The 21,214-nt window shown below is 33.7% G+C and carries 33 protein-coding genes; 25 read left to right on the top strand and 8 right to left on the bottom strand.

The window, feature by feature from the left end:
- Positions 1 to 345: 345 nt before the first annotated feature.
- Positions 346 to 825, bottom strand: a complete 480-nt coding sequence (locus AB3H93_RS05875) for a hypothetical protein (RefSeq protein WP_010718422.1) — start codon at positions 823 to 825, stop codon at positions 346 to 348.
- Positions 826 to 1,440: 615 nt separating this feature from the next.
- Here AB3H93_RS05875 and AB3H93_RS05880 point away from each other — a divergent pair.
- A complete protein-coding gene (locus AB3H93_RS05880; RefSeq protein WP_053766632.1) occupies positions 1,441 to 1,662 on the top strand; it encodes a hypothetical protein in 222 nt (73 codons plus the stop codon).
- Between the two features lie 847 nt (positions 1,663 to 2,509).
- A complete protein-coding gene (locus AB3H93_RS05885; protein WP_368020322.1) occupies positions 2,510 to 3,859 on the top strand; it encodes a DUF6056 family protein in 1,350 nt (449 codons plus the stop codon).
- Positions 3,860 to 4,208: 349 nt separating this feature from the next.
- On the opposite strand, the gene AB3H93_RS05890 is transcribed toward AB3H93_RS05885, so the two are convergent.
- The 5 genes from AB3H93_RS05890 to AB3H93_RS05910 all read right to left on the bottom strand — a co-directional run bounded on the left by AB3H93_RS05890 (position 4,209) and on the right by AB3H93_RS05910 (position 8,046).
- The gene (locus tag AB3H93_RS05890; RefSeq protein ID WP_368020283.1) at positions 4,209 to 5,339 is read right to left on the bottom strand and encodes a tyrosine-type recombinase/integrase; all 1,131 of its coding nucleotides are present in this window, start codon (positions 5,337 to 5,339) and stop codon (positions 4,209 to 4,211) included.
- 108 nt (positions 5,340 to 5,447) lie between these two features.
- Positions 5,448 to 6,404 carry an Abi family protein gene (locus tag AB3H93_RS05895; protein ID WP_317742724.1) on the bottom strand — a complete coding sequence of 319 codons (957 nt, stop codon included), beginning with the start codon at positions 6,402 to 6,404 and terminating at the stop codon, positions 5,448 to 5,450.
- 187 nt (positions 6,405 to 6,591) lie between these two features.
- Positions 6,592 to 7,047: a TM2 domain-containing protein gene (locus AB3H93_RS05900; RefSeq protein WP_010737886.1), complete on the bottom strand. Its 456-nt coding sequence runs from the start codon at positions 7,045 to 7,047 to the stop codon at positions 6,592 to 6,594.
- A 238-nt stretch (positions 7,048 to 7,285) separates the two neighbouring features.
- Positions 7,286 to 7,708: an ImmA/IrrE family metallo-endopeptidase gene (locus AB3H93_RS05905; RefSeq protein WP_002329428.1), complete on the bottom strand. Its 423-nt coding sequence runs from the start codon at positions 7,706 to 7,708 to the stop codon at positions 7,286 to 7,288.
- Positions 7,709 to 7,725: 17 nt separating this feature from the next.
- Positions 7,726 to 8,046, bottom strand: a complete 321-nt coding sequence (locus tag AB3H93_RS05910; RefSeq protein ID WP_016631438.1) for a helix-turn-helix domain-containing protein — start codon at positions 8,044 to 8,046, stop codon at positions 7,726 to 7,728.
- 298 nt (positions 8,047 to 8,344) lie between these two features.
- Between AB3H93_RS05910 and AB3H93_RS05915 the strand changes: the two genes are divergently transcribed.
- Positions 8,345 to 8,548 (top strand): transcriptional regulator, encoded by a 204-nt coding sequence (locus AB3H93_RS05915; RefSeq protein WP_010718780.1) that lies wholly within the window; start codon positions 8,345 to 8,347, stop codon positions 8,546 to 8,548.
- A gap of 19 nt (positions 8,549 to 8,567) precedes the next feature.
- A complete protein-coding gene (locus AB3H93_RS05920; RefSeq protein ID WP_010718781.1) occupies positions 8,568 to 8,840 on the top strand; it encodes a hypothetical protein in 273 nt (90 codons plus the stop codon).
- Here AB3H93_RS05920 and AB3H93_RS05925 read toward each other — a convergent pair.
- Positions 8,829 to 8,960 carry a hypothetical protein gene (locus tag AB3H93_RS05925; protein ID WP_010718782.1) on the bottom strand — a complete coding sequence of 44 codons (132 nt, stop codon included), beginning with the start codon at positions 8,958 to 8,960 and terminating at the stop codon, positions 8,829 to 8,831. The two genes, AB3H93_RS05920 and AB3H93_RS05925, sit on opposite strands and share 12 nt — an antisense overlap.
- A 61-nt stretch (positions 8,961 to 9,021) precedes the next feature.
- Here AB3H93_RS05925 and AB3H93_RS05930 point away from each other — a divergent pair, with 61 nt between their 5' ends.
- The 15 genes from AB3H93_RS05930 to AB3H93_RS06000 all read left to right on the top strand — a co-directional run bounded on the left by AB3H93_RS05930 (position 9,022) and on the right by AB3H93_RS06000 (position 16,297).
- Positions 9,022 to 9,771 (top strand): antA/AntB antirepressor family protein, encoded by a 750-nt coding sequence (locus AB3H93_RS05930; protein ID WP_368020284.1) that lies wholly within the window; start codon positions 9,022 to 9,024, stop codon positions 9,769 to 9,771.
- Between the two features lie 22 nt (positions 9,772 to 9,793).
- Positions 9,794 to 10,120 carry a DUF771 domain-containing protein gene (locus tag AB3H93_RS05935; RefSeq protein WP_368020285.1) on the top strand — a complete coding sequence of 109 codons (327 nt, stop codon included), beginning with the start codon at positions 9,794 to 9,796 and terminating at the stop codon, positions 10,118 to 10,120.
- 12 nt (positions 10,121 to 10,132) lie between these two features.
- Entirely contained in the window at positions 10,133 to 10,309 is a 177-nt protein-coding gene (locus AB3H93_RS05940) for a hypothetical protein (protein ID WP_178309268.1), read from the top strand.
- Between the two features lie 51 nt (positions 10,310 to 10,360).
- On the top strand, positions 10,361 to 10,585 hold the full coding sequence (locus tag AB3H93_RS05945) for a hypothetical protein (RefSeq protein WP_081204301.1): 225 nt from the start codon (positions 10,361 to 10,363) through the stop codon (positions 10,583 to 10,585).
- Between the two features lie 9 nt (positions 10,586 to 10,594).
- Complete coding sequence (locus tag AB3H93_RS05950; RefSeq protein ID WP_053766685.1) at positions 10,595 to 10,789, top strand: hypothetical protein; 195 nt, start codon at positions 10,595 to 10,597, stop codon at positions 10,787 to 10,789.
- Between the two features lies 1 nt (position 10,790).
- A complete protein-coding gene (locus AB3H93_RS05955) occupies positions 10,791 to 11,822 on the top strand; it encodes a RecT family recombinase (RefSeq protein ID WP_053766686.1) in 1,032 nt (343 codons plus the stop codon).
- On the top strand, positions 11,785 to 12,600 hold the full coding sequence (locus AB3H93_RS05960) for a PD-(D/E)XK nuclease-like domain-containing protein (RefSeq protein WP_368020286.1): 816 nt from the start codon (positions 11,785 to 11,787) through the stop codon (positions 12,598 to 12,600). The genes AB3H93_RS05955 and AB3H93_RS05960 overlap by 38 nt, the downstream gene beginning before the upstream one ends.
- Positions 12,601 to 12,617: 17 nt before the next feature.
- Positions 12,618 to 13,400, top strand: a complete 783-nt coding sequence (locus tag AB3H93_RS05965) for a hypothetical protein (protein WP_368020287.1) — start codon at positions 12,618 to 12,620, stop codon at positions 13,398 to 13,400.
- Positions 13,400 to 14,248 (top strand): ATP-binding protein, encoded by an 849-nt coding sequence (locus AB3H93_RS05970; RefSeq protein ID WP_226062942.1) that lies wholly within the window; start codon positions 13,400 to 13,402, stop codon positions 14,246 to 14,248. The genes AB3H93_RS05965 and AB3H93_RS05970 overlap by 1 nt, the downstream gene beginning before the upstream one ends.
- Positions 14,245 to 14,487, top strand: coding sequence for a hypothetical protein (locus tag AB3H93_RS05975; RefSeq protein WP_223603513.1), 243 nt, complete (start codon positions 14,245 to 14,247; stop codon positions 14,485 to 14,487). The genes AB3H93_RS05970 and AB3H93_RS05975 overlap by 4 nt, the downstream gene beginning before the upstream one ends.
- A gap of 141 nt (positions 14,488 to 14,628) precedes the next feature.
- Positions 14,629 to 15,084, top strand: a complete 456-nt coding sequence (locus AB3H93_RS05980; protein WP_248255214.1) for a DUF1064 domain-containing protein — start codon at positions 14,629 to 14,631, stop codon at positions 15,082 to 15,084.
- 129 nt (positions 15,085 to 15,213) lie between these two features.
- Positions 15,214 to 15,789, top strand: coding sequence for a hypothetical protein (locus tag AB3H93_RS05985; protein ID WP_368020288.1), 576 nt, complete (start codon positions 15,214 to 15,216; stop codon positions 15,787 to 15,789).
- Positions 15,786 to 15,974 carry a hypothetical protein gene (locus tag AB3H93_RS05990; RefSeq protein WP_368020289.1) on the top strand — a complete coding sequence of 63 codons (189 nt, stop codon included), beginning with the start codon at positions 15,786 to 15,788 and terminating at the stop codon, positions 15,972 to 15,974. Before AB3H93_RS05985 ends, AB3H93_RS05990 begins: the two co-directional genes overlap by 4 nt.
- A 7-nt stretch (positions 15,975 to 15,981) precedes the next feature.
- Positions 15,982 to 16,182, top strand: a complete 201-nt coding sequence (locus AB3H93_RS05995) for a hypothetical protein (protein ID WP_368020290.1) — start codon at positions 15,982 to 15,984, stop codon at positions 16,180 to 16,182.
- Positions 16,175 to 16,297 carry a hypothetical protein gene (locus AB3H93_RS06000; RefSeq protein WP_368020291.1) on the top strand — a complete coding sequence of 41 codons (123 nt, stop codon included), beginning with the start codon at positions 16,175 to 16,177 and terminating at the stop codon, positions 16,295 to 16,297. The genes AB3H93_RS05995 and AB3H93_RS06000 overlap by 8 nt, the downstream gene beginning before the upstream one ends.
- Before the next feature lie 2 nt (positions 16,298 to 16,299).
- Here the strand turns inward: AB3H93_RS06000 and AB3H93_RS06005 are convergent, their stop codons facing one another.
- Positions 16,300 to 16,998 (bottom strand): DUF4145 domain-containing protein, encoded by a 699-nt coding sequence (locus tag AB3H93_RS06005; protein WP_368020292.1) that lies wholly within the window; start codon positions 16,996 to 16,998, stop codon positions 16,300 to 16,302.
- A gap of 108 nt (positions 16,999 to 17,106) precedes the next feature.
- Here AB3H93_RS06005 and AB3H93_RS06010 point away from each other — a divergent pair, with 108 nt between their 5' ends.
- The 6 genes from AB3H93_RS06010 to AB3H93_RS06035 all read left to right on the top strand — a co-directional run bounded on the left by AB3H93_RS06010 (position 17,107) and on the right by AB3H93_RS06035 (position 21,201).
- Positions 17,107 to 17,583, top strand: a complete 477-nt coding sequence (locus AB3H93_RS06010) for a hypothetical protein (RefSeq protein WP_368020293.1) — start codon at positions 17,107 to 17,109, stop codon at positions 17,581 to 17,583.
- Positions 17,584 to 17,855: 272 nt separating this feature from the next.
- Entirely contained in the window at positions 17,856 to 18,155 is a 300-nt protein-coding gene (locus tag AB3H93_RS06015; protein ID WP_368020294.1) for a hypothetical protein, read from the top strand.
- A complete protein-coding gene (locus tag AB3H93_RS06020; protein ID WP_368020295.1) occupies positions 18,136 to 18,537 on the top strand; it encodes a Rho termination factor N-terminal domain-containing protein in 402 nt (133 codons plus the stop codon). Before AB3H93_RS06015 ends, AB3H93_RS06020 begins: the two co-directional genes overlap by 20 nt.
- Positions 18,534 to 18,914: an HNH endonuclease gene (locus tag AB3H93_RS06025; protein WP_368020296.1), complete on the top strand. Its 381-nt coding sequence runs from the start codon at positions 18,534 to 18,536 to the stop codon at positions 18,912 to 18,914. Before AB3H93_RS06020 ends, AB3H93_RS06025 begins: the two co-directional genes overlap by 4 nt.
- Before the next feature lie 110 nt (positions 18,915 to 19,024).
- The gene (locus AB3H93_RS06030; RefSeq protein WP_010718806.1) at positions 19,025 to 19,477 is read left to right on the top strand and encodes a P27 family phage terminase small subunit; all 453 of its coding nucleotides are present in this window, start codon (positions 19,025 to 19,027) and stop codon (positions 19,475 to 19,477) included.
- Positions 19,474 to 21,201 (top strand): terminase large subunit, encoded by a 1,728-nt coding sequence (locus tag AB3H93_RS06035; RefSeq protein WP_010718807.1) that lies wholly within the window; start codon positions 19,474 to 19,476, stop codon positions 21,199 to 21,201. The genes AB3H93_RS06030 and AB3H93_RS06035 overlap by 4 nt, the downstream gene beginning before the upstream one ends.
- Positions 21,202 to 21,214 lie beyond the last annotated feature (13 nt).

The raw sequence follows: 21,214 nt of genomic DNA on the forward strand, positions 1-21,214 counted from the left end.
GAAAAATAACTAAAAAAACACAGACCTCCAGAAGTATCTAGATACTTCCGGGGGCCTGTGTTTTTGTTCTGGCTTCCTATTTACTGGCAGTGATAGCGGACAGGATACTTATTTTTTTGGGATCGGATAAAACCGTCAATTATTTATTGATCTATGTGAGTAAACTTTGTCATAATGACTGAGAAATAACCAAAATCTAACTAGTTCAAGGTTGCTTATTGTTCAAATTATGCACTTTATATGTATCAGTCAGCAGGGAATGCTTAGATTCAATCGTTAGTATAGGAAAATGTTCAGAATCATTCAATTTTATAATGAGACTAGATAATAAAATTTTATCTTTCATTACTTGGTATTTTTTTTGTAAGGGATAAGCACGAGATTTTTTGTCTCCGTAGTTTCTTCCTCGCTTAAAGGAGTGAGAATAATCGTTTCATTCTTCTTACTGACTTTGTAAGACATGATGTCACTTTTAGACCAAAGTTCCTTCCAAGTCATTATATCTCCTTTAATCGTATAACGAAACTCTTCTTTTATATGCTTACTGAATTGTTTGATAAATTTCTTCATATGTACACTATTGGATTCATCGTCTACAGAGTAATCGATACTTGAAAAATCTAAGTTAAAACTAGCTTTACGGTTAGAAAAGGTAAGGGTCATTTTGGGATCATCAGTAGAGTCCGTCCCTTCAATTACCCATGCATTTGCTTTTAGATCCTTAACTAAACGATTTGCTTGCTCGTCTTTTTTCCTTTGACATCCACATGCGCTAAGTAACAACAATGTGAATAAAACCAATAAACGAACGCTCTTTTTTTTCACTTGCTTTCCTCCTTTCTATTTTCTTTAGTGTTCAAGAGAAGAAGACTTGCCCTCTAAGCAAATAAAGAGTTGCGAGTGCTTAAATTAGATAAATAATCTCCCGCTTTTTAGATAATTTATAAAAATTGAAAACGTGGGCTCCTTTCGTTCAGGATCAAATTATTCTTCTCTTATCAGAAATAACGCAACTATTCAAAGATGAAACATGTTTCTCGTTGTGAATATCTCTAAGTTAAGTTTAAAGCTTATCTGATTTCATGACAATCAGAAATTGAAGAAAGAGAATTGATCTTGTTCAGTGACCAATCCAAACCAAACTTGAGAAGATAATGCAAAGCGTATTTCAATTTCTGAAAACAAAAAAATGATTTATTCAAAGAAATAATTATAAAAAAAGGAAAAAAATCTGTATGTTTTTGGGTAAACTATTGGAAAATAAAAAGGTATTGAATGATGTACTGAGCATTGAAATGACGTAAACAAGTTTTAAAATATCTTTTAGTTAGAAAGTCGTAGGTTAGCATTGAGGAGTTGATTTTTAATATCGCTGATTTTCTTTGGTAGTAGGCCAGTTCCTATCTTTTATAATCAATTATCAAATGAGGAGGGGTATGTATGTTTCTAATATTTATGTTTATCTTTTTTATTTCAGCATTCTTACTCTTGATGTATGGCGTAATTAAAAGTCGCAAAGTCACTGTTCCATTTTTTCTGCTACTTTTTTTGGGAACTTATTGTTTCTTCAATGTGGCTAAAGATGTACTAGACGAACTGGATTTGGGAAGCAAAACGTCTTTCAATCAATTAGATGATGATATTTTTGAAATTGACGATTGATGAGATAATCATAAAATGCAGTGAAATTTTTAGCATTACCAACGATATACTATTAGTAGCTATTCCTCAAAAGTGTAGGTGAATCACCAGAGCAATTTTTATACGACTAGCAGTAACGTAATCTTTTTCTGTGCTATGGAAAAAATAGAACTAGATTTTCCAAGTAATTGAATAAAAAATTGTTGTGTATATGTTTTGATAGCGGTGAATCTTACTAACATCAAAAGTATAGAGTCAACTTTTATCAACAGTTCGAATTCTGGTCAACTTTCTAGAACAATAAAAAAACTTGCTAAATCATTAATCGATGAAGTAAGTTTTTTTATTGAGAGGGTACAAGAGATAGTGCATTGACATTCGCAGCATGTCGTTTATTACTTTATCAAACGACTAGTAAAATTTTTGTAGCAGATATAGTTTTTACTATATCCATTTAAGGAATTGTGTTATTTAAAACGATGAAGGATTGTATGCAATGAAAATATATTGGATGTTGTATTTGCAAATTCTAAACAAAGCATTTTGTAGTTTTGTTCATCGGACTGATGATTTGTAATGAGTCAGAACAATGTACAGGAGAAGCATCAAGGTATGATCGACAAATCAATAAATGTTATGAGCGACGTAGAGACAATTAAATGCACTGTAGTAAAAATGAGAAGAGAGTCGGGGAAACAGAACATTTAGCTGTTGAAAGTCATTTGAAGGATAGCGCTACTTGATTTGAGCAGTAGGATAAATGATTGGTTAGGATATTAATTCTGTATCTCTTAATTTGGCACAACCACTATTAAATCTGTGTTATACTAAGTTATATTTCGAGATAAAGAGGAGTTAATTGGGTGGTATGATTAAAAAAATTAAGAGCAACAGACATTTATTTATTGTTTTATTTTGTATTTTTGGTTTTATGCTTCTTTTAAATAGTATGTCTCCTTTGGTACACGACGATTATTACTATTTTGTAAAGACCTCAAGCATAAAAACAATTTTGTTTGATGAGTATCAACAATATATGACTTGGACTGGGAGATCGGTAGTCCATATTATTTTTCGTTTTTTTACTAAACTTCCAAAAATATATTTTAATGTGTATAATTCTTGCATGTTTTCCCTATTGGTTTATCAAATTATTATGTTTTCTTCCATAGTAAAAGAGCGAACTACTAATAATGTTTATCTAAAAGCGTTTATCATCTTTGCATTAATGTGGACATTTACCCCAGCTTTCAATAATGTTTACTTATGGTTGGCTGGTTCTGTAAATTATCTCACTGCAATGGTGATTATGTTATCTTTTATTCTGGTTTATCATCGATATATAGCAGAATCTGAAGAACAAAATAATAGTCTTTTTAAAACAATAGGCATGCTTCTTTTAGGTATAGTAGCTGGTTGGTGTAACGAAAATACCTCCGGAGGAACGTTGTTCATTGTTATAGCATATACTGTTCTTTCCTATTTTTATAAGAAGAAAAAAATTGAAAAATGGATGATCGCAGGTATTGTTGGAAATATTGTAGGTTTTCTTTTTATGGTTATGGCACCTGGGAACGATATCAGAGCGACTTATTTTCATAGAAGTACGCTTTCAACTGCTTGGAAAATTCTTGATGCAATCCCTGCAATCAGTCATGCGTTACAGGATAATGCCATGTTCCCTCTAACGATAGGATTAGCTTTGCTTGTTTTATCATACTTAAATAGTAGTTTTACACTTAGTAATATTCTAAGTTCGTTATTTTTCGTGGGAGGTATATTGACAATAGGAGTGCTTGCAATTTCTCCAACTGCATTATCTTGGTCTAGATCTTATTTTGGAGGAGTTATTTTTCTTTTCATATCTATAGTAATTAGTCTTTTTGAATTATTAACAAATTTCGATAGAAGCAATAAAGTTGTTTTTTCTATGATTTTCAGTTATTTACTAGTTAGTTTTTTATTATTGTTTTTCAATGGAACTGCAGACATCTATAAAAATTATGTAAGTTATAGTCGCCAAACTGAATCCATTAAAAAGCAAATGAAGAGTGGTGAAATGGATATAGTTGTTCCACCATTAAATTATAAGACACAAACAATTTATCCAGTTCACAATGATGGTGATATTACTATGGATAAGAATAACGAGAGAAATAGAAGCGTTGCTGCATATTGGGGAGTAAACAGTATTCGACTAGAAGAAAAAACAGAATAGTAGATTTAAGTATTTTCTTTTCATATATGAATGTTCGGACACGATTTAGGTCGTGTCTTTTTGTTTCCATATAATTTTAGTATGAATCAAAAAATAGTTGAGTGGGACCCAATGAAAAATCAGCGTGAGAGATGAATCTTTCGGACTTGAAAATGAGCTTGAATAAATTTCATTTAACGAAAACTACCGAAAATAAAAAATGCCTAAATCCTTTTAAAATAAGGATTTAAGCATTTAGTGAAATCTACCGAAATCTCACAATGGAGACGGCGTCAATGATACTCGTATTGATAATACTGTATTTATAAGGGATTTTTACTATCCAATGCAAAAAAAATGCAAAATTTTTTTATGAATACATTTGTTTCATTAGATTATTTACCACATTACTTTCCTTTTGCTCCATCTCATCCAATATGTGTTGGTAAGTTTGTAAAGTGGTAACAATATCTTTGTGACCTAAACGACGAGAAACATATTTAATGTTGATGCCTTGGTAAAGCAAGATAGAAGCATGAGTATGTCTAAGTCCGTGACAAGTAATTTCTGTTACTCCAACCTTCTTACAAAACTTTCTTAAAACTTTATTTACAGCGGTATTTGTAACTAATTCCATACTGTCATTTAAAAAGACCAAATCATTTTCGTTTTTTAATCCAGATTTTAAATAGTATTGTTTTTGATGTAATTGTAATTTTTTCAATAAAGATAGAGTATCATCATCAATAGTAATTGTACGTTTAGATTGATAGTTTTTTGTATTAGAAAATCCGTCAGTATACTTATAATCCCAAGTTTGTTTGATGTTGACTGTTTTATCTTTAAAGTCTACATTTTTCCATGTCATTCCTATAATTTCAGAAAAACGACAACCAGTAGCTAAACCAAATAAAATGATAAAACGAGATGTATATTCTGGTTTTAAATTTTCTAATAATGCATGAATAAGTTTTATCGAATCCGCATAATTTAGGTATTTTAGTTCCTCATGTTTTGGAGCTTTTTTACCAACTGCAGTTACACGGTAGGTAGGATCTCGAAAAATAATTCCTTCTTCAATTGCATCTTTAATTGCGGCACGCATGTAAGTGTGGTGTTTTTTTACAGACGCAGTCGCATGATCTTGACCATAGTCATTTAGAGCTTTTTGATATTCCTCTCTAGTCAATTCTTTCAATTTAGTATCAGGAAAGTATCTTTCACTGAATTCAACCGCACGTCTAATATCGCCGTCATTATCTTTGGATAGTTTTCCTTTTCTATACACCTCGAACCAATTTCTAAAATAATCTTTGAATAATTTATCTCCATCTTTAATAGAATACCCTTTTGAATATCTAGACTCTATTTCAGCAGCAGCTAATTGTGCTTCTTTTTTTGTATCGAAACCATTAGCGCTTTTTGTTCTGTATTTTCCATCTTTATCTTTATAAGAGACACGATATTGCCATCCACTGGCTAATTTTTTAAAACTTGCCATAATTGAATCAGCTCTCTTTCTCTGATACAATAGACACGTGAATAAGCCTATTGTGTAGGTTTGTTTTTTCTTAGAACACGCTCGCTTTGGTCGGTGGGGCGTGTTTTTTTAGTTTTGTTTTAGAGTTGGTGTATTTATATGCCAATCGTTTGGGAAACCTAAACTTTTTAAAATAGTATTAATATCGATAGTATTTAGCCTGTTATCCAAAGTCGAAATTCTTTTTCTGATAGTATTGTGCAATTGAGCGTATTGAATTTTACTGAGAAAGCACTGCAGACAAAGAAAGACGTTGTAAGTATTGTTTCTTTGGGAATTTTTGGAAATTCCATATATAGAATGTAAATCTCGATAATATTTAATATCGGATTTACATTTAGAATCTAATAATCTGTTATTATGGGCACAAATATTACGTATTTGTCTGGTATTTTCTGTAAAAGATATCATTATTTCCGGCGTAAAAGGGGCTGTCATATGAATATTTTCTGATACGAAACTGCAGATATTTTTTGCTATGTTGTTTTGTAAAAAAACTGGTAAATTTTTAATTAAGGTATTCATTTCTCCAAAATCAAGGTAATCTATAAGAACCCATATAGGTACGTCATTATATTTTTTTACATAATGCTTTATAGAATTATTTTCTTTACTCCTCTTATTGGAATTAATGATTTTCGTTAACCTTGAAATTAACCATCCTAACTCTAAAGTTTTTGAATTATCATAACAATTAATATCAAGGTATGCATATGGCTTATTATTATAAACCTCTGCAAAACGATATGACAAAATGCTTTTGATATGGTTTTCTGCCTCAGTAATTGCGCGGAAAAGAGCGTGCTTAATCTCTTTGTCAAAATAATATAAATGAGTTATTTCGTCAAAAGTAGTACCTGGCAAATAATTATTTTGATTGCTCATAAAATATTTACTATATCCATTAATTATGTTGTAATAATTGTTTGTAAGTAGATATTGTTTAGCTCTTTGGTAATTTGGAATAATAACTCCACGGTTGTTCAGTATTGTTAATTGCTTATGCAAATTTTCGAAATTTTTCAACAAAAAAACCTCCATCCATATAGAATGAAGGTTTTCGCGTTGGTCCCCGTAGAGATTCCAACACTTATCTCTTAATTTCATTCTATAGGGTTTTATTTAATAAATCAACTGAATTGCAAAAAAATATTAAAATCCTTTAGTGTTTTTCTTAGAACACGCTCGCTTTGGTCGGTGGGGCGTGTTTTTTTTAAAATACAATATTTCCGTTTGAGTCAGAAGGTTTTAAAGCACCGATAATAGCTTCAATAAGTCCTAAAACAGATGGTATGAAAGTCCAAGAAAATACAAGATATAAAATTCCCATGAATGTTTTTCCACTATAAAACTTATGAGCACCCAGCCCACCAAGAAATAGCGCTAAAAGAACATATACTAATTTATTTACTACTCTTCCTGATTGAATTGTACTTACTTGTTGATTTTGTGTATTATCATTAACGATATTAATATGAATTTTATCTTCAGCAGAATTAGAATTATTCTTAACTCTTGTAATTATTAAATTGTCACCATCTTTGAAAACCTCGACTTCGTCGTGGACTTCTGGTCTCCAATCCAATTCTTCGTAAGGCACACGAATAATTTCTTTTTCATCTGTTGCAATTATAACTTCTGCCTGCTCCAACTTAACAATTTTAGCCATACACTTTTTCTCTCCATTCTGATATAATTATTTTATACAGTGAACCTCATAAACGAGTAACCCTAGCCGCAGCGCCAACTCCGACTGGGGTATTTTTTATAGGTTGTAAATAACTTGTACAGCTTTTCCATCTTGACCCATAACTTTTTTTGACATTTAAATTTTCCTCACTTCTTGTTATAATATATTTGTGATCTCAGAAATGAGGTATGAGTCCGTGTTGCAGCACGGGCTTTTTTTACTGTGCATAAGAGTATTTTTTCTTGAAATATGACTGGCAAACATTAAAACATTCTGTTCTTAACTTATTATTGATAGCATAGAATTCCATAAAATTTTCCAATTTGAACTGAGATTCATCTGTTAATTCATTCTCAATAAAGATATTAAGTAGAATCATAATAGCGATTCTATCAGCTTCAGCTTCGAACTTTGAATGAAAAGTTGTAGAGTTATCGTACAGTGCTGAATATTCAAAATGTGAAGCAATGAAATGACCGAGCTCATGGGCTAAATGAAAAGCTTCAGAACTATCTTCGTGTAGTTTTTCGTTTAAAAATACTATTCTTGGTTTTGGATAATAAAAACCTGGTTCTTCCATTTCCATATAGATTAATTTTAAATTATACTCACTCAGCATTTCTTTCAACTTTAAATACATGCAACCCATCACTCCAACTATTCATTTTCTTCTAAAGCTTTAGCAATTGCAATCGCTTTACGCATTGTCTCTTTAGATATTTCTTTTCCGTCAAAAGAAAATACAGTATCATTTTCTGATAAATCCACATGTTTAGGGGTCTCTTTTTTCTCTCTTCCTAGTAGATAGTCTATAGAAACACCAAAATAATCTGATACTTTTGCCAAACCTTCGGAGTTAGGTGATACTGATTTCCATTTACTGAAATATCCATTTGAATATCCCAATCTTTTTTCTAATTCTCTTACAGATATTCCGTTTTGCTTTGTTAATTCTTTTATTTTTTCGTATGGATTCATTGATATGTCAACCTTTCTAGACTGACAAGAAAAACATAGAATTAAACTCTATTTATATGTTGACAAATTAGAGTCAAAACTCTATACTTATTCTTGTAAACAAGTTTAACAACTAAAAAGACAACAAAAAACACTTTTGATTATTAAACGCCAACCGTCAAGAAAGCTTTTAAAATCAATGTTTATATGTCTTATTTAACTATGTACAAAGTATAGAATAAAACTCTATGTTTTGTCAATTGAATTTAGAAAAAAGTTGTTAAACTTGTTTACGAATATAAAAGAAAGGAGTTTTAGTATGACTGATATTGCAGAAATCACTCAACGAGATAGAGAAAAAATCAAAGAATATGTCGAAAGTTCGAAGTTCTTAACTTACACCATGCTTGCTGAAAGATTCGGCATTAGTAAAAGTTACTTATCTTTAATCTTAAGCGGTAAAAAGACTTCTGCAGAAGCTAATAGAATTATCGATTCGATCATTACTATGTATGAACTGTAAAGAGAGGAGTTAAAAAAATATGAGTATTATCGACCAAGTTTCAAAGATAAACGAATTATCTGACGAAGTAGCTAAACAGATTTATTCAGAATGCATTGAAGAGAACATTTCTGTCAACAATTTAAGGGAAAGAGTCAAAGAGAAGTTAACTAAGTATGTTGGAGAACCGGCATTCAACGAAACCTACAGATATATTTTCAGCAAAGTTAAGTTTTTGATCGAACATAGTGAAGTAAAAATAGTGAAGCCCCACATTGGATTTGAAGCTTCACATAAAACATCAATTTTTTAATTGTTCTTCAAGCTCTTGGAATAAATCAGCTAATGCAAGCACTAATTTTTCCATATCTTGGTTAGTAGTATCTATTCCATAATGCTCAAAAACTTTAGAAATTTTTTCTTCGCTAAACATCAAAACACCTCGCTTTCTAATGAGAATTATAGCAAATAAAAATCAGATAGGAGAAAAACGAATGAAAGAACTAATCAAAGTAATAACAAACGAGGAGAATGAGCAGTTAGTAAGTGGTAGAGAGTTACATGAATTTTTGGAAGTAAAAGAGCGGTATAATGATTGGTTTCCGAGAATGAGAGAGTATGGATTCTCTGAAAACGTTGATTTTATAAGTTTTACTGAAAAATCAGTAAAAGGTGGAAGACCTCAGAAAAACCATTTTTTAAAGTTAGATATGGCAAAAGAAATCTCAATGCTCCAACGAACAGAAAAAGGGAAACAAGCTCGTCAATATTTTATTCAGGTAGAAAAAGAATATAAGCAACAATTACTTGATACTTCAAAGCTAAGTCCAGAACTTCAAATGATCCAAGGAATATTTAATGCAGTAGCTAAACAAGAATTAGAGACAAAACGTTTAGCAACACAAATGGACAATATTACTGAAATTGTGGCGTTGAATACAACTGACTGGCGTAGAGAATGTCGAAAACTCGTAAATAAAATGGCGGAAACTCAAGGCGGATACGGTGCTTATCAAGAAATTCAAACAGCGATATATGAAGAAGTTGATCGTAGAGCTGGTTCTTCTCTCAAAACTAGATTAACCAATTTACGTAACCGTATGGCTGGCGAAGGTGTTTCAAAATCCAAGCGAGATAAGACAAATAAGTTAGATGTAATAGAAAGTGATAAAAGGTTAAAAGAAATTTATCTATCTGTAGTCAAGGATTTCGCTATTAAGTATGGAGTTTGGAAAGAAAAATAAAATTCGATAGGAGGAGTATCTAATGCAAACATTGAAATTTGAAAATATCAGTTTTGAAATGTCTGCACCAGAAAATATTGTTTTAGTTCCCAAACAGGAATATGGGCGTTTAGTTGAAAATGATTTATCTGGTAAAACATGGACTATGAATGATCTAAGAGAGCGACTAGGCAACGTAGATGCAAGGGTCATCAGAGAAAAAGTGCTTTATCCCTATAGAAAGGAACTGGATGTATTAAATGGAGGATTTGTGGTTTATCCCAAAAAAACTGGCAGTCCATGGAAATTTCAAGCATCTAAAATGGCTAAATTTATTGATGAACATTGGAAACTATTTTTAACACTTTGAAGGAGGGAAAGCATGGGTAAATTCAACAGAGCATTAGTATTCAGCGCACCACTAATGATCTACGCTTTAGGTCTTTGGGGAAGCAGACAAGCATTAATCGGTACGATTGTTTACATGGTTTGGATCTTCATAGGTCTTGATGAAGCCGAGTATAGAAACAAAAAAAGACACGACCGCCGGCAAGCATAATCGTGTCCAAAAGAAAAATCTTTTAAACCATTATACCACAGGAGGAAATAAATGATTTCAGTAAAGGGATTAGGCGATGAAATATTCGAAGTAATGATGAATAAAGCGCAACAAGACATCCAAGAAAAAATTCTAACCACAGCAAGCTATGGACAAACGAGTTGCACTGTTCGTTCAAAAGGACTTACACCATCATTTCTAGTGGCACTGGAAAGTGAAGGCATTTCAAACATCAAGCAAGATGATGGCACCATCAAATTATTTTGGGAATTTTAGGAGGCCATGATGAAAGACTTTGATTCTTTAGGTGCTAGACAGCAACTACCAAATGAAGATAGTCCTGTCGGAGTTGACTGGCAAGACAATCCTATTTATGAAGGTGATTCTTGCTACTTAACCGAAGATGGGTACGTACAAGAAGAGGATATTTTGGAATATGTACAACAATATTTTCCAAAGATTGAACTAGGAGGAATTTAATATGTCAAATGAAATGGCTACTTTACAAAAAGATATTACTGATGTTGTTTTAGGAAAAATAACTGAACTGGAAAGCCAAGGTGTTAAATTACCAAATAATTACAATGCAGCGAATGCGTTAAAACAAGCATTTTTCAAAATTAACGAGGTAGCTTTAAGCCAACGAGAAGGTGGTGGGCTATACATGGAAAAATATGGAAATACGTCAGTTGGTAAAGCTAGTATAGCTAATTCGTTATTAGACATGATTCAGCAAGGGTTGAATCCTGGAAAAAATCAATGCTATTTCATCGCTTATGGTCCAAAACTTCAAATGTCGAGATCGTACTTTGGTACTCAAGCAGCATTAAAACGACTTGATGAAATTAATGATGTTAAGGCAGAAGTAATTCGAAAAGATGATGTCTTTGAGATTGGTTCGATTGATAACGAGACAGTAGTCACAAAGTTTGTTCCTAGTTTTGAAAACATGGATAAAGAAATTATCGGAGCATTTGCAACAATTACTAAGTCTGACGGCAGCAAAGTTTATACGATTATGACAAAAAAACAAATTGAAAAATCATGGTCAAAAGCTAAGACGAAAAGTGTTCAAAATGATTTTCCAGAAGAAATGGCCAAGCGCACAGTGATTAATCGTGCTGCAAAACCATTTATCAATACTAGTGATGATGCTGAACTTTTTTCAGATGCGTTCAACCGAACGACCGAAAATGACTATGATTATAATCGAAAAGATGTAACGCCACAAACAGAAAAAGTGGCCACACTTGAAGAAAAACTTTTTTCAAATAAACCTGTTGCACCAATTCAAAAAGAAGCAGAAGAGATTGTGATTCCTAACGATATTCAAGAAGAAAATACTCGTATTGCGGATATGCCAGGACATCCAGAAGTTGAACAAGCTCATCCGATTGAAAAAGAAACATTGAACGAACCGATTCAAGAAGAATTATTAGATATTCCAGATTTCGGACGTGAGGAAGGTGCAGATGATGTCTCAGAATTCGAAGACGATGAGTACCCTTTCTGATGCAAATTATTATTCTAATGAAGCTGACTGGCAGTACATGTCCACATCGCAGTATAAATCCTTTTTAAAATGTGAAGCGGCCGCCTTGGCCAAACTCAAAGGCGATTGGCAACCGATATCCGATCTTAAAGCTCTTTTAGTTGGAAACTATGTACATTCGTATTTTGAATCAAAAGAGGTACATGAAGCGTTCAAAGAAGAAAATAAATCCAAAATGTTTTCTAGTCGGAAGCCTTATGTATTATTGAAAGATTTCCAGATTGCTGAACAGATGATTGAACGACTTAAGCAAGAAGAAGCATTCATGAACATTTATCAAGGTGAGAAAGAAACGATTGTAACCGGTGAACTGTTTAGGACGACATGGAAAGGCAAAATTGACTGCTTGAATTTAGAAGAAGAATACTTTGTTGATATCAAAACAACGAAAGACATGCATGAACGTAAATGGAATGAAGATTATGGATCAAGAGAAACATTCCTAGTCAATTTTGGATATGTACTTCAAATGGCTATATATCAGGAGTTACTTTTACAGCAATACGGAAAGACGTTTACACCGATCATTGCAGCAGTTTCTAAACAAACACCAAGTGAAGCAAGACTTATAACAATTGAACAAGACAATATGGATTATGAGCTGGTTATGTTAAAAGAAAAAATTGAAAGAATTGTCAGAGTGAAGAATGGTGAAGAGAAGCCGAACCATTGCGGTTTATGCGAGTACTGTAGAGGTAATATTCCAATTACTGGATTCACTAGCATGGACGATCTTTAAACGGAGGTGCTTTGCGAATGAATCTAGGATACATCAAGTTATACCGTAAAGTGACTAGTTCATTCGTTTGGACCAATTCTGATATGTTCAAGCTATGGATATTGTGTTTAATGAAGGCTAGTTATGAAGATAGAAAATTTTTATTTAACGGTCAAGAAGTACGTTTGACAAGCGGACAATTCGTCACAGGAGCCCATGCAATGGCAAAAGAGTACAACGAAGGAGTACCGAGTGACAAAGCAATTGCATGGCGAACGCTATGGAGATGGCTTAAGAAATTTGAAAACGAAGAATTATTGACAATCCAATCGAACGCTAGATATAGCGTTATAACAATAATAAATTGGTCTGACTATCAATCGAGTGACAAGCCAGTGACAAGCGACGGACAATCGAGTGACAAGCCAGTGACAACAAACAAGAATGAAAAGAATGAAAAGAATGAAAAGAATAATAATTATGTCGCAACACGCAAAAAACGCGTGTACGCAGATGACGATCCAAATAAAAAATTGGCCATTCTTTTATTAAAACTCATTCGAAAAAATCAAAACATCAAAGAACCTGATTTGGATAAATGGGCGAATACGATTCGTTTAACAATTGAATCTGACAAACGAACCGGTAGAGAAGTTCAAGACATGATTGTTTGGGCCACAAGCAATGATTTCTGGTCAGGAGTAATTTTATCACCGACTAGCTTAAGAAAGCATTTCGATAAGATGGCTATCCAAAAAAATAAAAGAAAGCAACAAAATATTTCTAATGATGAGTTACCAGAAACAGGTGAGGATTGGTAATGGATAAAAAACTAAGTGCAATGGCTGCACCTTATGGCGGTTTGAGGATTGTTGATCATCCTTGCCCAAAATGCGGGGATCCATTGTACATGTGGAAATCAAAAAACAAAGATGGTACGGATCGATGCGGTCCTACATGTATCAATAAGAGTTGCGGATATCGAGAAATGGTAACGAAAAATCAAAAAGAAGCTATCAAAAAAGCGAATGAAGCAATGAAAAGGGATGCCATCAATCGAATGATTAACAGTTCAATGATTACGGACGATGCCATATGGACCTTCGATTTTGATGGATACAAAGTAGTTGATCAGGAAACAGCACAAATAAAAAGAATGGCTCAAGAATGGGCTAAAAAAATCGTAGATGGTAGCACGATTCACGCGGTTATTACTGGTAGAACAGGAGCCGGAAAAACTCATCTAGGTGCTGCAGTGATCAAAGAAGTGATGAGGGCATCTAATTATAAAATTGCCTGTTCATTTATAAGCTATCGAGAATTATTAGAGCAGTTGAAGTTTGCAATGAATGATCCAGAAGCAAGAAAAGCTGTGACAGGATCGTTGATGGCTGAAATAAAAAAGACAGATTTTGTGGTAATTGATGATTTAGGTGCGGAGCTAGGTCGAATGGAAGAAAACAATCAAGCAACACCATACGATGTCGATGTTCTTACATCGCTCACAGAAGCCCGTTTAAACAAAGCTACGATATTCACGACTAATTTATCATCAAAGCAATTAAAACACGCGTACGGCGAGCGAGTGTTCTCTCGTGTCATGAATGGAACAAAAGGGAACATTGCCGTATTCAAATCAACAACAGATAAAAGGAGGAATCCAGTTTGACCTTTGTAATTAAGAAAATGTGTTATTTAGACAAAAACGGAAAAGGCGTTATTTCATCTGAACAAGCATATCATTATGAGAGCTATGAAGCAGCTGAATTAGTTGCAAATACGTGCGGTGGTGAAATATTCAAAACGTTTAAGCCTGACCGACGATTTGCAAAAATTAAAACTAAGCCAGCAAAGAAAGAGAAATGCACTCCAAAGGGTAATCAAGCATGGATGAGAGGTGCAAAATGACTTGTTTAAGGTGTAATGATGAAACTGTCATTTGGTATAAGACGTCGCTTGGCTGGTCAACTTGCGAACCTTGCCCAGTATGCAATAAAAATAGGCGAAAGCATGATGAGCGATTAAAAGAATTAAAAAGGAAGTATGCAGATGGTGACAAAAAGCAAATACGGAAATAAAAAACATGAAGTAGACGGCATTATGTTTGATTCAAAGGCAGAAGCTAGATACTACATGAAGCTAAAACGAAATGGCATGAGCTTTATGCCTTTATCTAAAACCTATTGCGCAATGCAAGAGAATGTTTTATTGCAAGAAGGATATTTATGTAACGATCGTAAGATTGCGCCGATTTATTACCGAGCTGATTTTGTAATCTATGAGAATGGCCAAGTGAAAAAAGTGATTGATGTCAAAGGTTATCAAGATGCAATATCTATGCTGAAAATGAAGATGTTTGCTCATCGATACGGCTTTCCAGTGATATTTGCTAAGTTCGATTCAAAAATCAATAAGTTTATTGAAATGGACTGCTTTGAATCAGCAAGACAGCAGCGAAAAAGACAAGCGGAACGAAGAAAAAAGAAATTGATGGAGGAAAATTGATGGTTGAGGATATTTTAGAAGGCTTGGTGTGTGAAGGTTGTGGCTGTTTTATTGATGGTGAAGCTCCTGGATATCCACGCTATTGCGAAGATTGCCAAAATGACTAAACATTTCGGAGGGGAAATATAAATGACAAAACAAGTGAATTTCAGACCAGAATTAAAGAAAGTAACATCAAAATCAAATGGGAATACAGAAGTATTATTAGTTGTTAGCAACGGATCATTGAGAGGTAGTACTGAAAATTTAACTGAATTTCTTGGCTCAACAGTAACTGTAGTAATTCAACCAGAAACAATCGAATACACAGTGCCAGTAAACAAGCAAACGAAGAAACCAAATATTGAATATGTTGTGAATTCAGATGGCACAATTGAAATGTTAAAAGAAGAGCAAACTTCTTTGGATATTGGCGATGGAGTGGAAGAAGTTGAGAATATTGAATTCCTTGTATCAAAAGAAACCGTTGATGATTTTATTAAAACAGCAACGACATTGCAACTGCCAGAAAACGTAACTGTAAATGTTCGAGACGTTCTTATCCGTTTAGATGAAGGCGACAGCATGAATGAAATTGCTGCAGATCATGAATTATCAGAAATAGCTTTAATTGATCAAATCGAATTAGCTAGACAATACTTTGCTCCATATGCAGATACCTGGTCTAAACATAAGGAAGACATCATTTTTCCAGAGGAACAATGAGAGCAACTGATCCAGTAATTATCCTTGAGGAAGCCAAATTTATTTGGACTCACGAAGAGATAGAGCAAGCACGCTTGCTCTTTTCTCAAGGAGTTAAGCCGAGTAAAGTAGCTGAAATAATGGATCAAAAGATTCTTGATGTCGGATCGCTTTTGCTCCATCTAGCAGAAAAAAATTTGATTTGAGGTGAAGATGATGATTCAACTTGCAGGAATGCAAACTGGAAAAATTTATTTTGTTGGCAAGAACAAATGCGAAGCTCACAAATGGTTAACTGAAACATTTACCACCAACAAAAAGCTTAGACGGCATTATCCAAAGCAACTATTGAAGGATGATCAGATATTGCCGGAACCAATGCTGATCGTGAAACGAATAGGTAATAATGAGTGAGTACGCGATTTATAGAGGCGATTCCTTTCAATTTATCGGTACAGCAGAAGAGGCGGTAGAAGGAAAAGGACAAAAAAACAGTATTGATTATTACTACCAATACTGGATAGAATGAAATTAAATTTTTCTTTGGCTTTGTTTCTCATCATTCATAGAAATTATATTTGTTAACATAAGTTCAGTTTCATTTCTTTGAACATACCACTGTTCTACTAAATATTCTATTAAATTTAAGAGTTGTTGAGCTTCGTTTGGTTCAATATCTACAATTTTATTGATATCTTTTTCCATGTGAGCTCCTATATTTCCAATTTGTCTCACACTATCAAGAACTTTTTTTACTTGAGGTGAAATTTCGTCTCTAATAGAGTCTATTTCTTCAGCTAAATTTCGTTTGCCAGACACTTGCCAATAATCCCTAATCATTCCTTGAAGGCATCGCCTTGAAAGCGTAGCAGAGGCTTTAGGACTTAATTTTGCAATTAAAAAAGCTTCTTTGTAATCTTGTTTGATTGACTCAGGAATATAATCGGGAAGGTTTTTAGGTTTAAGATCTGGATAAAATTGTACAATTCTGTTTTCAAATAAAGAGCCCTCTCCTTTAATTTCAATAGTTATTTTTTCGCAGGCTGGACATTTATAAAATATTGTACTTGCTATATCGGAATCAATATTAGAATTTAATTCATGATTAGTACTTATAACTCTCGGCGCTCCATGCGGATTAGCATACTCAAAAGAATGAGTATATTTCCTTTGTGTATCCATGCTTAAAGCAAAATAGGAATTACAATGTGGACATAAATAATTTTTCAAAAGTCTTCCCCCATATTTTTTAGTATTAAATTAAAAAACATAATAATAGAAAAGCCATCTCTTGTGAGATATCGGCACAACACTATTTTACCATAAGGGGTGGCGTTTGTGAGATTTCAATGGTTAAAAGATTACCAGGAACTAGAAGAACAGATTCTATATTTAAAGTGGAATCTTAACAAAAGTAAATTGGAATTGATGCGGTGGGTGAGCGGTGATTTAGCAAACGTCAGAATTGAGAAAAATTCTAGAAGCTCATCGCTGGAAGAAAACATCAAACGAATTGAATGTGAAATCGAATTGCTGGAAATTCAAAAAGAAGAAATGGTTCTACTGATTGAAAGTTTTACTGGAATAGATAACCAAATTGTCAAAATGAAATACGTTGATCAAATGAACCTGGAAGAGATAGCAGAAGCTACTGGTTATAGCGACTCCTATATCAGAAAGCGTCATTCTGAAATCCGTAAGACATTGCAGTTCGTTGATGTATATGAGGAAAAGAAAGCAGATCGTCAAAAGAAAAAAGAAGAGATGGAGTTCTACAATAGTGCAAAATATGAAGAACAAATCTCGCTTTTCTGATTAAGCAACATTCACTAAATGTTCACTCGCTAGAGCCATGTAGTTATTGGATTTAGCATGATATTCTATTAATGTCAAAAAGATATGAAAAGAGCCAATATATCCCAACCGTTTTTGTTATTTGGTATCTGTGGCTCTTTTCTATTGCTTTGATTGAACAGTAGCAAATACAAAAAATAAAAACATCTTCTTATTATCTTTCGATAGCTACTGTCTAGTACATAAAGGATCACTCGTTGAGTGGTCTTTTTATTTTGAAAGGAGTTTTATCTATGAATGATTTTCATGCAGCGGCACTTACTATTGATGTTACAGCGGGTATGGGGCAAGTTTATAAAAAAGCAATTGAAGCTGAGAATAGTCCTAATGGGTTGAGAGATCATTGGAATGGTAATTATGCACATGTTGAAGTAGTAAGCGAAGGCACAGGTTTTGAGTTTTTAGTAATAACGTTACTATCCCATACTCTACCTAATCTACAGGAAACTGTTAAGTGGTATGAGCAAATGGGTGCGAAAGTAATCAGTACAAATTACAAAGGAGAGAATCAAAATGGTATTGAAAAAAATTAGATCATCAATTACTGGAACTGAGTACTGGGATTCAGAAAAGAAAAAGATTGTTGTGGTTCCGAAAGGGCAAGAACCTAACTTTGATACAAGCGAACAATCTGATATGACTGTAGTTGCCAAGGCGATCGTTGGCGATGGTGTCTTGTTCAAGGGGGATGAAGAAATTCATTTGTCAGGTGAAGAACTAGACAGTGATGGAAACACTACTGCTGACTTTGGTGAAGGCGAAGTTACTAACGATCAGACTGTTGAAGAAACGAATGAACTGGAAAACATGACTGCAAAAGAATTACGTGCATATGCTAAGAAACATGGCATTGATATTCCAGGTGCTATCCGTGCAAAAGGAGACATCTTGAATCTTATTCGTGAAGCAGAATGAAATACTGTCAGTTTGACGGATGCACGAACAAGATAGCCAAGGGAATCTATTGTGCCGAACACAAGCGATCAAGTAAATCACGCAAGAAGAAGCAACAAGCAAAGTCTATTTATCATCATGAGAACAAACCATTCTATCGAACACAGGCATGGAAGGATATGCGTCAATTTATTTATGAAAGAGAAAGTGGCCATTGTCAACGATGTGGTCAATTCATCTTTGGCAAGAGAGCGCACGTCCATCACATTGTACCAATCAAAGACAATGAACTGCTTAAGCTTGATCCAAATAATCTCATGCTCTTATGTTCAAAATGTCATCCAATTGTTGAAAATGAAACGGAAGATAAAAAAGTTTTTCCTTCGTATTTCGATTAAAGCCCCCCTATCTATTTTCAAAAAAATTTTTCGTGGGGGGATAGGGTAGCGGGGAGTCACGCGCATCGTTAGGTCAAATTTTTCAAAAACAAAGGGGGGTGTATACAAAAATGACGACTAAAGCGCAACGTAAAGCGATTATTGATGAAAAAGTAAGTGCTGAAAAAGCTCGTATTTTAGAAATAATGCGTAAGTCTGATTTGTACACTATCACTCTTGATCCGTTGATTGAATCATATCTGGATATTTTTGAAATATACCAACATAAATATTTATTGTGGAAAGAAAAAGGTTTTCCAGAAACTCAAAAATTCACGAATAAATCAGGTGCTACTAATCAATCAAAACATCCGTTAGCGCAACAAGTAGAAACTTGGGCTGATAAGAAAATGAAAGCTCTGGATTTATTAGGATTAACGAACAAAGCAAAAAATGGTAGACAAATTACTGGAGGTTCGACTGCAAGAAAAGATGAAGAAATTACACGTCCGGAAGTAAAACCAGTAGATGAACTAGCAGCGCACAGAAATAAATGGCGTAAGAAGGCAGGTGCTGAAAAATGATTGAACCTGGTGTAAATTATGCTGATTTATTTGCAAAAGAAGTAAGAAAGCAACCTAAGAAGTATCCTAAAACCGTTCGTTTAGCAATAGATCGTTGGTATAGGTGGAAAAAAAGAAAAGACATTTGGTTTGATGTAGATCGGGCGAATGAAATGATGGATTGGGTAGAAACATTTATTGTTCACACAAAAGGAGAAATGGTAGGAAAACCATTTCTGTTAGAATCCTGGGAAAAATTTATTTATTCTTGGATTTATGGTTGGGTTAAAGAAAATGAAAAAGGTCAAACTGTTCGCGTTACTCGTGAGGCTTATGTTCAAATCCCAAAAAAGAATGGTAAAACATTGATTGCCGTAGGTTCATTAGGTTATGCAATGTACGGTGAAGGTGCTTTATCAGTCGATTGTTATGCGTGTGCCTCTGATTTTGCTCAAGCTCAATATGCTGCTAAGCCTTTTGCGGCTACCATTTTAAACAATCCAATTCTACTTGAAGGAACAAAAATATTTAAAGGACCAAAGGGAACTGTTTCTAGTATTACTTATGACTATATTCATGAAGATATGGCTTACTCAAATAAATTTATTGTTCAAACCAAGAATATTGATAATATCGAGGGTTCAAATCCATATTTTGTGTTGAATGATGAATTGCATAAGCAAGAGAAAATGGAACAGTATGACAATTTTAAGTCTGCTCAAATATCTTTACCACAGCCATTGATGTTTAATATCTCAACTGCTGGGAAAGGTTCGTCGTCTGTTGGAATGCGTGTATATCGCGAAGCAAAAGAAGTGTTGAAACGTGATGATAATGATTCAAACTTTGTTCTAATCTATGAGCCAAATAAAAATTATGATTGGACGGATAGAAAAGTCTGGGAAATGTGCAATCCTAACTGGGGAATATCAGTCGATTTATCTGCTTTAGAATCAGCATTTAAAACAGCGCAACGGTCAGCTCATTCCAAAGCTGAATTTCTAACGAAACACTTGGATGTATTTGTGAATGGCGCAGATAATTTCTTTGAACAGGATCAAGTAGAGCCATGTTTAGTTACCACGCAAGAACTTGGTGATTTAAGTAATGAACCATGCTATATCGGTTTAGATTTATCACGTACACGAGATTTGACCTGTGTGTCTTTAAACTTTCCAACATGGGATGAAGATGGTAAAGCGATTCTTAAAGTAAAGCAACTCTATTTTATTCCGAATGAAAATTTAGAGTTTCGAGAAAAAGAAGATAATGTTCCTTATAGTGATTTGGCTGACAAAGGATTTGTTGAGTTTTGCGATGGCAAAATGATTGATCAAGATCAAATATTGCAGTATATCGAAGATTGCATGAATTTATACGATATTCAGCAAGTAAATTATGATCCAGCAATGAGCGATAAGTTTGTTGAGAAATTAGAGAATTTAGGATTGGAATGTGTTGAAGTACCTCAATTTCCTAGAGTATTGAATTCGCCATTTGATGATGTTGAAAGATTATTTTATGAGAAACGTATTCAATTTGATAATCCATTATTTTTATATTGTACATTGAACGTTGTAGCGATCACTAATATAAATGGACAGAAAGCCCCAAGTAAACGCCAGTCGAAGAAAAAGATTGACGGTTTCGTGGCGTTTTTGTGTGGTCATAAAGAAACGATGAATCAGATGACAGATATTGATTCGAACGAATTGGATGAGTATCTCGATAGTATTTATAGATAATTAGAAAGGCGGT

Origin of the sequence: Enterococcus sp. C74 (genome assembly GCF_040887125.1) — a bacterium.
In the GTDB taxonomy this organism is placed as follows: domain Bacteria; phylum Bacillota; class Bacilli; order Lactobacillales; family Enterococcaceae; genus Enterococcus_B; species Enterococcus_B hirae.

Excerpts from the sequence above, each read along its gene's own strand:
- AB3H93_RS05880 (WP_053766632.1), top strand. The coding sequence starts at position 1,441 with ATGTTTCTAATATTTATGTTTATCTTTTTTATTTCAGCATTCTTACTC.
- AB3H93_RS05885 (WP_368020322.1), top strand. The coding sequence starts at position 2,510 with ATGATTAAAAAAATTAAGAGCAACAGACATTTATTTATTGTTTTATTT.
- AB3H93_RS05890 (WP_368020283.1), bottom strand. The coding sequence starts at position 5,339 with ATGGCAAGTTTTAAAAAATTAGCCAGTGGATGGCAATATCGTGTCTCT.
- AB3H93_RS05900 (WP_010737886.1), bottom strand. The coding sequence starts at position 7,047 with ATGGCTAAAATTGTTAAGTTGGAGCAGGCAGAAGTTATAATTGCAACA.
- AB3H93_RS05905 (WP_002329428.1), bottom strand. The coding sequence starts at position 7,708 with ATGTATTTAAAGTTGAAAGAAATGCTGAGTGAGTATAATTTAAAATTA.
- AB3H93_RS05910 (WP_016631438.1), bottom strand. The coding sequence starts at position 8,046 with ATGAATCCATACGAAAAAATAAAAGAATTAACAAAGCAAAACGGAATA.
- AB3H93_RS05915 (WP_010718780.1), top strand. The coding sequence starts at position 8,345 with ATGACTGATATTGCAGAAATCACTCAACGAGATAGAGAAAAAATCAAA.
- AB3H93_RS05920 (WP_010718781.1), top strand. The coding sequence starts at position 8,568 with ATGAGTATTATCGACCAAGTTTCAAAGATAAACGAATTATCTGACGAA.
- AB3H93_RS05925 (WP_010718782.1), bottom strand. The coding sequence starts at position 8,960 with ATGTTTAGCGAAGAAAAAATTTCTAAAGTTTTTGAGCATTATGGAATA.
- AB3H93_RS05930 (WP_368020284.1), top strand. The coding sequence starts at position 9,022 with ATGAAAGAACTAATCAAAGTAATAACAAACGAGGAGAATGAGCAGTTA.
- AB3H93_RS05935 (WP_368020285.1), top strand. The coding sequence starts at position 9,794 with ATGCAAACATTGAAATTTGAAAATATCAGTTTTGAAATGTCTGCACCA.
- AB3H93_RS05940 (WP_178309268.1), top strand. The coding sequence starts at position 10,133 with ATGGGTAAATTCAACAGAGCATTAGTATTCAGCGCACCACTAATGATC.
- AB3H93_RS05945 (WP_081204301.1), top strand. The coding sequence starts at position 10,361 with ATGATTTCAGTAAAGGGATTAGGCGATGAAATATTCGAAGTAATGATG.
- AB3H93_RS05950 (WP_053766685.1), top strand. The coding sequence starts at position 10,595 with ATGAAAGACTTTGATTCTTTAGGTGCTAGACAGCAACTACCAAATGAA.
- AB3H93_RS05955 (WP_053766686.1), top strand. The coding sequence starts at position 10,791 with ATGTCAAATGAAATGGCTACTTTACAAAAAGATATTACTGATGTTGTT.
- AB3H93_RS05960 (WP_368020286.1), top strand. The coding sequence starts at position 11,785 with ATGTCTCAGAATTCGAAGACGATGAGTACCCTTTCTGATGCAAATTAT.
- AB3H93_RS05965 (WP_368020287.1), top strand. The coding sequence starts at position 12,618 with ATGAATCTAGGATACATCAAGTTATACCGTAAAGTGACTAGTTCATTC.
- AB3H93_RS05970 (WP_226062942.1), top strand. The coding sequence starts at position 13,400 with ATGGATAAAAAACTAAGTGCAATGGCTGCACCTTATGGCGGTTTGAGG.
- AB3H93_RS05980 (WP_248255214.1), top strand. The coding sequence starts at position 14,629 with ATGGTGACAAAAAGCAAATACGGAAATAAAAAACATGAAGTAGACGGC.
- AB3H93_RS05985 (WP_368020288.1), top strand. The coding sequence starts at position 15,214 with ATGACAAAACAAGTGAATTTCAGACCAGAATTAAAGAAAGTAACATCA.
- AB3H93_RS05990 (WP_368020289.1), top strand. The coding sequence starts at position 15,786 with ATGAGAGCAACTGATCCAGTAATTATCCTTGAGGAAGCCAAATTTATT.
- AB3H93_RS05995 (WP_368020290.1), top strand. The coding sequence starts at position 15,982 with ATGATGATTCAACTTGCAGGAATGCAAACTGGAAAAATTTATTTTGTT.
- AB3H93_RS06000 (WP_368020291.1), top strand. The coding sequence starts at position 16,175 with ATGAGTGAGTACGCGATTTATAGAGGCGATTCCTTTCAATTTATCGGT.
- AB3H93_RS06015 (WP_368020294.1), top strand. The coding sequence starts at position 17,856 with ATGAATGATTTTCATGCAGCGGCACTTACTATTGATGTTACAGCGGGT.
- AB3H93_RS06020 (WP_368020295.1), top strand. The coding sequence starts at position 18,136 with ATGGTATTGAAAAAAATTAGATCATCAATTACTGGAACTGAGTACTGG.
- AB3H93_RS06025 (WP_368020296.1), top strand. The coding sequence starts at position 18,534 with ATGAAATACTGTCAGTTTGACGGATGCACGAACAAGATAGCCAAGGGA.
- AB3H93_RS06030 (WP_010718806.1), top strand. The coding sequence starts at position 19,025 with ATGACGACTAAAGCGCAACGTAAAGCGATTATTGATGAAAAAGTAAGT.
- AB3H93_RS06035 (WP_010718807.1), top strand. The coding sequence starts at position 19,474 with ATGATTGAACCTGGTGTAAATTATGCTGATTTATTTGCAAAAGAAGTA.